Here is an 8,502-nt window from a genome sequence, read left to right on the forward strand (position 1 = left end):
GTCGGGCGGCAGTCACTCCAATGTACGTGACAATGCCTCGGTCAGGGCGGGCACCAGATCGGTTCCACCCAGCAGCTCCCCCTCGTGGCCGCGCACCCGGGCGACACCATGGCGGGCACCGTCCCTGGTGACCCCGACCACCACCCGCAGATCGATGCGCTTGGGGTGGTCGGCCACCACCGCGGCAGCGGCCACCGGGTCCTCGGGCAGCTCGGGCTCGACCTCGGGCGGTACGAACACCCGTTCCAGACAGAGTGCGCAGCCGGCAACCGTGTCCGGCCAGGCGATCCGGGCCAGGGTCTCGTCGAGGTCGGCGCCGGCGGTGAACTCCTCCTGCTCAATCGAGGTGAAGCCGTCCCCGGGGGCGTTGGTGAGGTGCTCGGCAAGGCCCGGCTCGGCGGCGATCAGCTCGGCGGTGCGCACCAGCGCGAACAGCCGGGCCGGCTGGTCCCAGCCAGAACGGCCGACGAACCGTTCGACCTCGACCAGCGCTGCGGTCAGCGACTCGCTCATGGGCACTCCGGCACGTCGGCCGCCCGGGCCGGGTCGTCGAGGTCGGCCAGGCCGGCCAGGGCATCGCCAAGGGTCTCGACCGGCACCAGCCGGATGCCGTCGTGCGCCTCGGTGACGTCCACGCAGTTGTCCCGGGGAAGCAGGAAGACCGTGGCGCCGTCCCGGCTGGCGGCGGCGATCTTCTCCTGGACCGCGCCGATCGCGCCGATGTGGCCACTGGCGTCGATGGTGCCGGTGGCGGCCACCACCCGGCCGTCCAGCAGGTCGTCGGCGGTCAGCTTCTGGTAGATCGCCAGCGAGAACGGCAGCCCGGCGCTGGAGCCGCCGATGTCGGTGTTGATGCCGAACGTGATCTGGGGCGCATAGGTGTAGCCGGTGCCCAGACCGATACCGACCACCGGGACGCTCGGATCCTCCGCCTGGGAGCGGGTGGTGACGGTCTCGGTGGTGTCGACCCGTTCCCGGATCAGGTCGAATTTCACCGCATCGCCAACCTTGTGCTTGTCGATCGCTGCCCGGACGTCGGCCTTGGTGAGCACCTTCGTGGAATCGACGGCGGTGATCAGATCTCCCGGCATCAGCTTGCCGGCCGACGGTCCGGCGGCAGACACCGTCTCCACCATCGGCAGTTCCCGGACGGCGACCCCGGCGGCGCGCAGCGCGGCCACGACCGCGGCGCCCTGGGAGTCGTCCATCAATTGGGTCTCGTTCTCCTCGATCGCCTCGGTGCCGATCCCCGGACGGTAGACCGCCTCGCGGGGCAGCACCTCCCGGGCCGGCAGCCAGTAGGAGAACAGCGCCTCGGGCAGGGTGAGAGAGCTGTCCGGGCTGGTCACGGCCACCGTCACCATCCGCAACTCACCGGTCGCGGGGTAGGTGTCCGCGCCAGTGATCTCGATCGCGGGCGCCTCGTTCACCTCGCCGAGCAGGTCATAGGTGGCCCCCGGCGTCCAGGAGACGAACGGCACCGGCGCCATGGCGATCACGGCTGCCAGGGCGACGAACAGCAACGCGGCCACCGCGGCAGTCCACGTCTGCTTGGTCAACTGACCCCCTCGCCCACCGTCTGACTCGCCCACCGTCTGGCTCTACGACCCCCGACCCTACCCCGAGGGAACGGAATTCCTTGGCCCGATGATGGACAATGGCGCAAGATCGACGAAGGAGCAGCGATGAGCGACCAGTCCAGACCGGGCGACGAACCCGATCGCGCGGAAGAGGCACTGCTGCGATTCCTCGCCCAGTTCGGCATCACCCCCGGGCCTGACGGCCGGCTCGACATTGACGACCTGATGTCCCGGATGCAGGGGATGATGGGGGCCTTCACCAACCAGTTGGCCGGGTACGGCGCCGCCGAGGCCGAGTCCGGGATGAACTGGAACTTCACCAAGGACATCGCCCGCAAGGTCACCGCCGCGGCCGGCCCCGACCCGACCCCGTCGCCCTCCCAGCTCAGCGCGATCCGGAGCGCCGCCGGCCTGGCCGACCTGTGGCTGGACGAGCAGATCGGCTTCGCCCCGATCAGCGCACCCGCCGTGGCGTGGAGCCGCGCGGAGTGGGTGGAGAACACCTTCGGCACCTGGCAACAGCTGGTCCGTCCGGTGGTCACCCAGCTGAGCGTGGCCATCGCCGGGCTGGTCGAACGGCCCGAGGCCGACGATCCGACTGCCGGCCTGATGCAGCCGATGCTGCGGGCCGCGGCGTCGGGGATGTTCGCCGCGCAGGTCGGCCAGGCACTCGGGCAGTTGGCCACGGCGGTGGTCAGTTCCGGTGATGTCGGCCTGCCGCTGACCAGCCGTCCGCTCCCCGCCCTGCTGCCGACCAATATCGCAGCCTTCTGCGACGGGCTGGACGTCTCCGCCTCCGACGTGCTGCTGTTCCTGGCATTGCGGGAGACGGCCCGGCAGCGCCTGTTCGGCGCCGTCGGCTGGCTGGGCCCGCAGCTGCTGGCCCTGGTCGAGCACTACGCCCGGTTGATTTCGATCGACCCGGACGCACTCGAGCAGGGGATCGAGTCGCAACTCGGCAGCGCCATGACGCCCGACGAGATCGAGCAGGCCGGGCAGGCGATCTCCGGCTCGATCTTCGTGCCGGCCGCAAGCGACGAACAGCGCGAGGTGCTGCTACGGCTGGAGACCCTGCTCGCCCTCGTCGAGGGCTGGGTGGACGAGGTGGTCGACCAGGCCACCCGCGACCGGATGCCGGCGGCCGTCCAGCTCACCGAGATGCTGCGCCGCCGCCGGGCCGCCGGCGGGCCCGCCGAGGCCGCCCTGAAGACCCTGTTCGGGCTGGACCTGCGGCCCCGCCGCACCCGCGACGCCGCCAACCTGTGGGCGGCCACCCGGGCCGCGCGCGGTCCGGCCGCCCGCGACGCGGCCTGGGCGCATCCCGATCTGGTGCCCACTCCGGCCGAACTGGACGATCCGCTGAGCTTCGCCGAGCACGGCCACGGCACCGGCACCCCCGACGATCTGGACGCGGAGCTGGCCAGGTTGCTGGACGAGGAGAGCGGCCGGGAGGACTGAACCGGCGGTCAGTCCAGGTCGGTCTGGCTGCCGCTCGCCGCGAACTCGAAGCCCTCCAGGAAGCCCCGGGCGCGTTCGGCCTGCGGGTAGGCCGACAGCAGCTCCCGGAACCTCGGGGAGTGCGTGGGTTCCACCAGGTGCACCAGTTCGTGCAACAGGACGTAGTCGCCCACGAACCGGGGCACCCCACGCAGCCGGTCCGAGATCCGGATCCGTCCGGCGCTCGGCGTGCACGAGCCCCAGCGCCGGGTCTGGTTCGACACCCACGCCACCTGGAAACAAGGCAGCGCACCCTCGATCCGTCCGGTGAGGTAGCTGTCGGCCAACTCGACGGCGCGGGCGTGCAGGTCGGCGTCGCCGGCCGGAACCAGCCGCTGTTCCTCTTTCGCCAGAAAGCGTGTGACAAGGGGAGGGACCAGTTCGTCGAGTTGCCGGCGGGTCAGCCGTTCGGGCACCACGGCGACCAGCCTGCCTTGTTCGCGGAAGACCGTCAGCGTGCTGCGGCGACGCCTGCTGCGCCGGATCTCAACCCCGGAGGACTGCATGCCGTGAACCTTACGTCACCCGCCTTCGAGTGTCGGGTTGACCGGCACCGCCCACCGGCGCTAGCTTCACCTCAGTGAGGCCCTCCCGGGCCGGTCCGCTCGCAGGGGAAGGCAAGCGGTATCGGACGGTGAGGGCCTCGCGACCGAGAGGGTCATACCCTCTGGTTATTGCCGTGTGTCATACTGACGCGGCAAGACTCCCGGGCCGGTTCGGCCAGGGATGACCGACCACCTACCACCGAGGAGTAACAGTGGCCAAGGACAGCTACACCGGGTCGTTCTACTGTGTGAAGTGCAAGGACCACCGGGAGGCGACCGGCGACGTCAGCGTCAACGAGAAGGGCACCCGGATCGCCAAGGCCAAGTGCCCGGTCTGCGGCACCAACCTGACCCGTTTCCTTCCGAAGCAGGCCTGAGGCCTCTCCCACTGCGCGAAGAGCGCCGGCGCCCGTGTGGCCCGGCGCTCTTGCCGTCCCTGCCGCCAGCGGTGTTGCCGGCTGCCTGCCGGGTGTTGCCAGCTCGGGCAGCAGTGCTTGCGTCCCCGGCCCGGCGACCGGTGAGGTGGGACGCGTGCCCACCACGCCCGACCGCAGCTACCGGCTCCGCCGGCCGCTGACCACCGCCTGGCGGGAACCGGAGGTGCTCCAACTCGGCTGCGACACCGACGGGGTGATCCTCGACGGGGTGCCGGCCGGGATCGCCGAGGTGGTCGCAGCGCTCCACCAGCCACGCACCCTGGCGGAATTGACCCGCCTGGTTTCCGGGCTGCCCGAACCCTGGCTGGCCTGGTTCCTCGACTGGCTGGATAACACCGGCCGGCTGGAACTCGGGGAGCGTTCTGCGACCCAGGTGGGCGTGGTCGGCTCCGGGCCGCTGGCCGATGCCATCGCCGCCCTGCTGCGTCGGTGTGCGGAACTCGACGTGCTGCGGCTGGCCAACCTTCACCCCCGTCCGCTCGCCCGACGGGCCGCCGGCGCACCGCTCACGCCGGTGCTGGACTGGAACCTGGTGGCTGCCGGGTGGCCGCGCCTGCTCGTCGTCGCCACCGACACCGTCGAACCCGACCGGGCGCTCACCGATGCCCTCGCGCGGGCCGGCCACTGCCACCTGGTGGTGCGGCTGGCCGCCGACCGGGCGGTGGTCGGCCCGCTGGTCGAGCCGGGCACCACCCCCTGCCTGCGCTGCCTCGACCTGGTACGCGGCGCCGGTGACCCGGCCTGGCCGCGGGTGCTGTCCCAGCTCTGCCGGGCGCGGCACCAGCCCGACCCGGTGCTGCTGACGTGGGCGACGGCCACCACTGCCGGACAGGTGCGCGCCCGGCTCGCCGGCGCCATCCCCGACCTGGCCGGGCGCACCCTGGAGTTCGGCGGCCCGGATCATGCCCTGACCACCCGGGAATGGCAGCTGAACCCCGATTGTGGGTGTGCTGGCATGCTGGCTGCGTGACTGACCCCGAACCGCGCGTCCTGCCGGAGGGAGCCCTGGGCCGTACCGTCCGGATGCTGCGGCTCCCGCTGGGCGCCGCGACCCGCGCGACGGTGAGCACCGGCCGCAAGCTGCTGGGGGCCGACGCCGCCCAGGTCGACCAGTACATGAGCCGTGCCGCGGCCGACCAACTGTTCGCCGTGCTGGGCGAACTCAAGGGTGGCGCGATGAAGGTCGGCCAGATCCTGTCGACGATGGAGGCGATGCTTCCCGAGGAGGTGGCCGCCCCCTTCCGGGACCGGCTGCAGGCACTGCAGGACTCGGCCCCGCCGATGCCGACCTCACGGGTGCACGCGGTGTTGCGCGCCGAGCTCGGACCCGGCTGGCGGTCGTCCTTCTCCGAGTTCGAGGCCAGGCCGGCGGCGGCTGCCTCCATCGGCCAGGTGCACCGGGCGCGCTGGGCCACCTCCGGCCGTCCGGTGGCAGTGAAGGTGCAGTATCCGGGGGCGGATGCCGCGCTGCGCAGTGACCTGAGGCAACTCGAGCGGCTGGCCGCTGCCGCCTCGCCGCTGACCGGCGGGATCGACGTCAGGTCGATGGTTCGCGAGATGACCTCGCGCATCGGCCAGGAGGTCGACTACGTCCAGGAGGGCGCCGCCCAGAACCAGATGGCCGAGGCGCTCGCCGGGCATCCACGGTTCACGGTTCCGCGGGTGCACCTGGCCACCGCGCGGGTACTGGTCTCGGACTGGGTGGACGGGACGAAGCTGGCGGCCATGGCCGCCCGTCCGCCGGCCGAGCGGAACCGGGCTGCGCTGGACTATGTGAGCTTCCTGTTCGCCGGGCCCGGCCTGGCCGGCATCCTGCACGCCGACCCGCACCCGGGCAACTTCCTGGTGACGCCGGACGGCAGGCTCGCCGCCATCGACTTCGGGCTCACCGCCGACTTCCCCGGTGGCCTGCCGACACCGATGGGCGAGCTGATCCGCCGGGCCGTGGACGGCGATGCCGAGGCGATGCTCGCCGGCCTGGTCGAGGAGGGCTTCGCCCAGCCCGGAACACTCGATGCCCAGGCCCTGCTCGACTACCTCAACCCGTTCGTCGAGCCGGCCCGGGTCGAGGAGTTCAGCTTCAGCCGGGAGTGGACCCGCGAGCAGTTCCGCCGGGTGCAGTCCAGCCTGTCCCCGGACGACATCGCGCTCAAGCTGAACATCCCGCCGTCCTATGTGATGGTCTACCGGGTGTGGCTGGGCGGCATCGCCGTCCTGGCCCAGCTGGACGTGACCGAGAACTTCGCCGCCGTACTGCGGCAGTACCTGCCCGGCTTCGCCCGGAGCTGACCGGCTGCGACGCTGCGGTTGCCGGTGGCGACCTCAACCGGCGGACGGCTCCTCCCCGGTCAGGATCGCCAGCACCGCGGACCCGTACTGCTGCGCCTTGGCATTCCCCACCCCCGGGATCGTCAGCAACTCCGACAGCGAGCCGGGCGACCGCTCCGCGATCGCGGTCAGGGTGGCGTCGGTGAAGACCACGAAGGCCGGAACGCTGCGCTCCCGGGCCACCTCCCGCCGCCACTGCAGCAGCCGGTCGAAGGTCACCTCGTCGTAGCTCGGTGCGCAACTGGTGTGCCGTTCCAGCTTGCGCTCGGCACCGGTGTGCAGGGCGCCGCCGCACACCCGGCAGTGCGCGGCCAGAGCGCTGCGCGGCTTCTCCCGCGGAACCCAGCTCTGCAGCACGGGACGGGGCACGTCCCCGACCCCGTCCAGAAAGCGGGAGGGCTGCCTGCTCCCGCCGCCGCGCCGGCTGCCCGACCAGGTCACCAGCAGGTGCCGCCTCGCCCGGGTCACCCCGACGTAGAACAGCCTGCCCTCCTCGGCTACCTGTTCCGGGGTGGCCGCCAGGGAGAGCGGCAACGTGCCCTCCTGGACGCCGACGATCGCCACCGCCTCCCACTCCAGCCCCTTGGCAGCGTGCAGGGTGGACAGCGCCACCCCGTCCCCGACCGGGGCGTGCTCGGCAAAGGCCCGGGCGCCAAGCTCCTCGACCAGGCTGCCGAGCTCGGCTCCCGGCGTGCCCGCGACCAGATCCTCGGCGAGGGCGAGCAGCGCTGCCAGCGACTCCCAGCGCTCCCGGACGCGACCCTGGCCGGCCGGGGCGGTAGTGGTCCAGCCGAGACGCGCCAAGGCGGCGCGGGTGGCATCGACCGCCGGCACGGTGGGGTCGCGGCGGGCGGCCTCGGTCAGCTGCCCGAGCACCTGCCGGACCTCCGCCCGCTCGAAGAAGCCGTCCCCGCCACGGACGGTGAAGCCGATGCCGGCCTCGCTCAGCGCAGTCTCGAACACCGGCGACTGCGCGTGCACCCGGTAGAGCACTGCCAGTTCCCGCCAGGGCACCCCCTGGCCGTGGAGTTCCTGCAGCCAGGACACCACCGCCTGTGCCTCGTCGGCCTCAGCGGCGCAGGGCAGCACCCGCGGCGCTGGTCCGGACTCCTGCTGCGACTCCAGCCGGACGCCTCCGGCGATCCGCGCCCGTACCGACACCGCGTTGGCCAGGCCGACGATCTCGGGGGTGGAGCGGTAGTCGCGGACCAGCCGGATCACCGCGGCAGCGGGGAACCGGGCGCCGAAGCTGGTCAGATACTGCGGGCTGGCGCCGGCGAAGGAGTGGATGGTCTGGGCAGGGTCGCCGACCACGCACAGATCCTCGCTGTCGCCGCGCCACAGCTCGAGCAGCCGGTGCTGCACCGGGGAGACGTCCTGGTACTCGTCGATCAGCAGGTGGCGGTAGGTGGAGCGGACCTCGGCGGCGATGCCGGGATGGTCGCCCAGCAGCACGGTGGCGCACAGCAGGATGTCGTCGAAGTCGATCACGCCACGCTCGGACTTCACCTGCTCGTAGCGGCCCAGCACCCGGCCGACCCAGGCCGGGTCGAGTCCGGCGACCTCCCGGCCTGCCTCGAGGGCCACCGCGGCGTACTCCGCGGGCGCGACGTTGGCGACCTTCGCCCAGGAGACCTCGGTCAGCAGGTCGCGCAGGGTGCCGGCCTCGGGCCGCAGCCGCAGCCGGTGCGCGGCCTCGGCGACCAGCGGCAACCGGGCCTCGCTGACCGGGGGCAACTCGGTGCCGAAGGCCTTCGGCCAGAAGTACTGGGCCTGCCGCAACGCCGCGGAGTGGAAGGTCCGTGCCTGGACCTGCGGCACTTCGAGCTGCCGCAGCCGGGAGCGCAACTCCCCCGCCGCCCGGGTGGTGAAGGTCACCGCGAGGACGGCGGCCGGGTCATAGGCACCGGTATGGGCGCCGTAGGCGATCCGGTGGGTGAGGGCCCGGGTCTTGCCGGTGCCGGCTCCGGCGATCACCCCGACCGGGCGGCCGAAGGTGGTGGCCACCTCGGCCTGTTCGGGGTCGAGGCCCGCCAGGAGCTGTTCCGGATCCATCACGGTGCACCACTGTAGAGACCCGGGCCGACATCCCCGGACCGCACCCGGCCGGCGCGA

The 8,502-nt window shown here is 72.2% G+C and carries 8 protein-coding genes; 4 read left to right on the forward strand and 4 right to left on the reverse strand.

Annotated features, from left to right (window positions below; all coding sequences use genetic code 11):
* Window positions 1-12: 12 nt before the first annotated feature.
* A complete protein-coding gene (locus VB080_RS06835; RefSeq protein WP_323417687.1) occupies window positions 13-513 on the reverse strand; it encodes a PPA1309 family protein in 501 nt (166 codons plus the stop codon).
* On the reverse strand, window positions 510-1,559 hold the full coding sequence (locus tag VB080_RS06840) for a PDZ domain-containing protein (protein WP_323417688.1): 1,050 nt from the start codon (window positions 1,557-1,559) through the stop codon (window positions 510-512). The genes VB080_RS06835 and VB080_RS06840 overlap by 4 nt, the downstream gene beginning before the upstream one ends.
* Before the next feature lie 126 nt (window positions 1,560-1,685).
* Between VB080_RS06840 and VB080_RS06845 the strand changes: the two genes are divergently transcribed.
* Complete coding sequence (locus VB080_RS06845) at window positions 1,686-3,038, forward strand: zinc-dependent metalloprotease (protein WP_323417689.1); 1,353 nt, start codon at window positions 1,686-1,688, stop codon at window positions 3,036-3,038.
* An 8-nt stretch (window positions 3,039-3,046) separates the two neighbouring features.
* Here the strand turns inward: VB080_RS06845 and VB080_RS06850 are convergent, their stop codons facing one another.
* On the reverse strand, window positions 3,047-3,583 hold the full coding sequence (locus VB080_RS06850; RefSeq protein ID WP_323417690.1) for a M48 family metallopeptidase: 537 nt from the start codon (window positions 3,581-3,583) through the stop codon (window positions 3,047-3,049).
* 251 nt (window positions 3,584-3,834) lie between these two features.
* Here VB080_RS06850 and VB080_RS06855 point away from each other — a divergent pair, with 251 nt between their 5' ends.
* The 3 genes from VB080_RS06855 to VB080_RS06865 all read left to right on the forward strand — a co-directional run bounded on the left by VB080_RS06855 (window position 3,835) and on the right by VB080_RS06865 (window position 6,348).
* A complete protein-coding gene (locus VB080_RS06855; RefSeq protein ID WP_323417691.1) occupies window positions 3,835-3,999 on the forward strand; it encodes a DUF5679 domain-containing protein in 165 nt (54 codons plus the stop codon).
* 154 nt (window positions 4,000-4,153) lie between these two features.
* Window positions 4,154-5,029, forward strand: a complete 876-nt coding sequence (locus tag VB080_RS06860; RefSeq protein WP_323417692.1) for a hypothetical protein — start codon at window positions 4,154-4,156, stop codon at window positions 5,027-5,029.
* Window positions 5,026-6,348, forward strand: a complete 1,323-nt coding sequence (locus tag VB080_RS06865) for an AarF/ABC1/UbiB kinase family protein (RefSeq protein ID WP_323417693.1) — start codon at window positions 5,026-5,028, stop codon at window positions 6,346-6,348. The genes VB080_RS06860 and VB080_RS06865 overlap by 4 nt, the downstream gene beginning before the upstream one ends.
* 33 nt (window positions 6,349-6,381) lie before the next feature.
* Here VB080_RS06865 and VB080_RS06870 read toward each other — a convergent pair whose 3' ends face one another.
* A complete protein-coding gene (locus VB080_RS06870; RefSeq protein WP_323417694.1) occupies window positions 6,382-8,442 on the reverse strand; it encodes an ATP-dependent DNA helicase UvrD2 in 2,061 nt (686 codons plus the stop codon).
* Window positions 8,443-8,502: the final 60 nt, after the last annotated feature.

Source organism: Propionicimonas sp., from assembly GCF_034927565.1.
Classification (GTDB): domain Bacteria; phylum Actinomycetota; class Actinomycetes; order Propionibacteriales; family Propionibacteriaceae; genus Propionicimonas.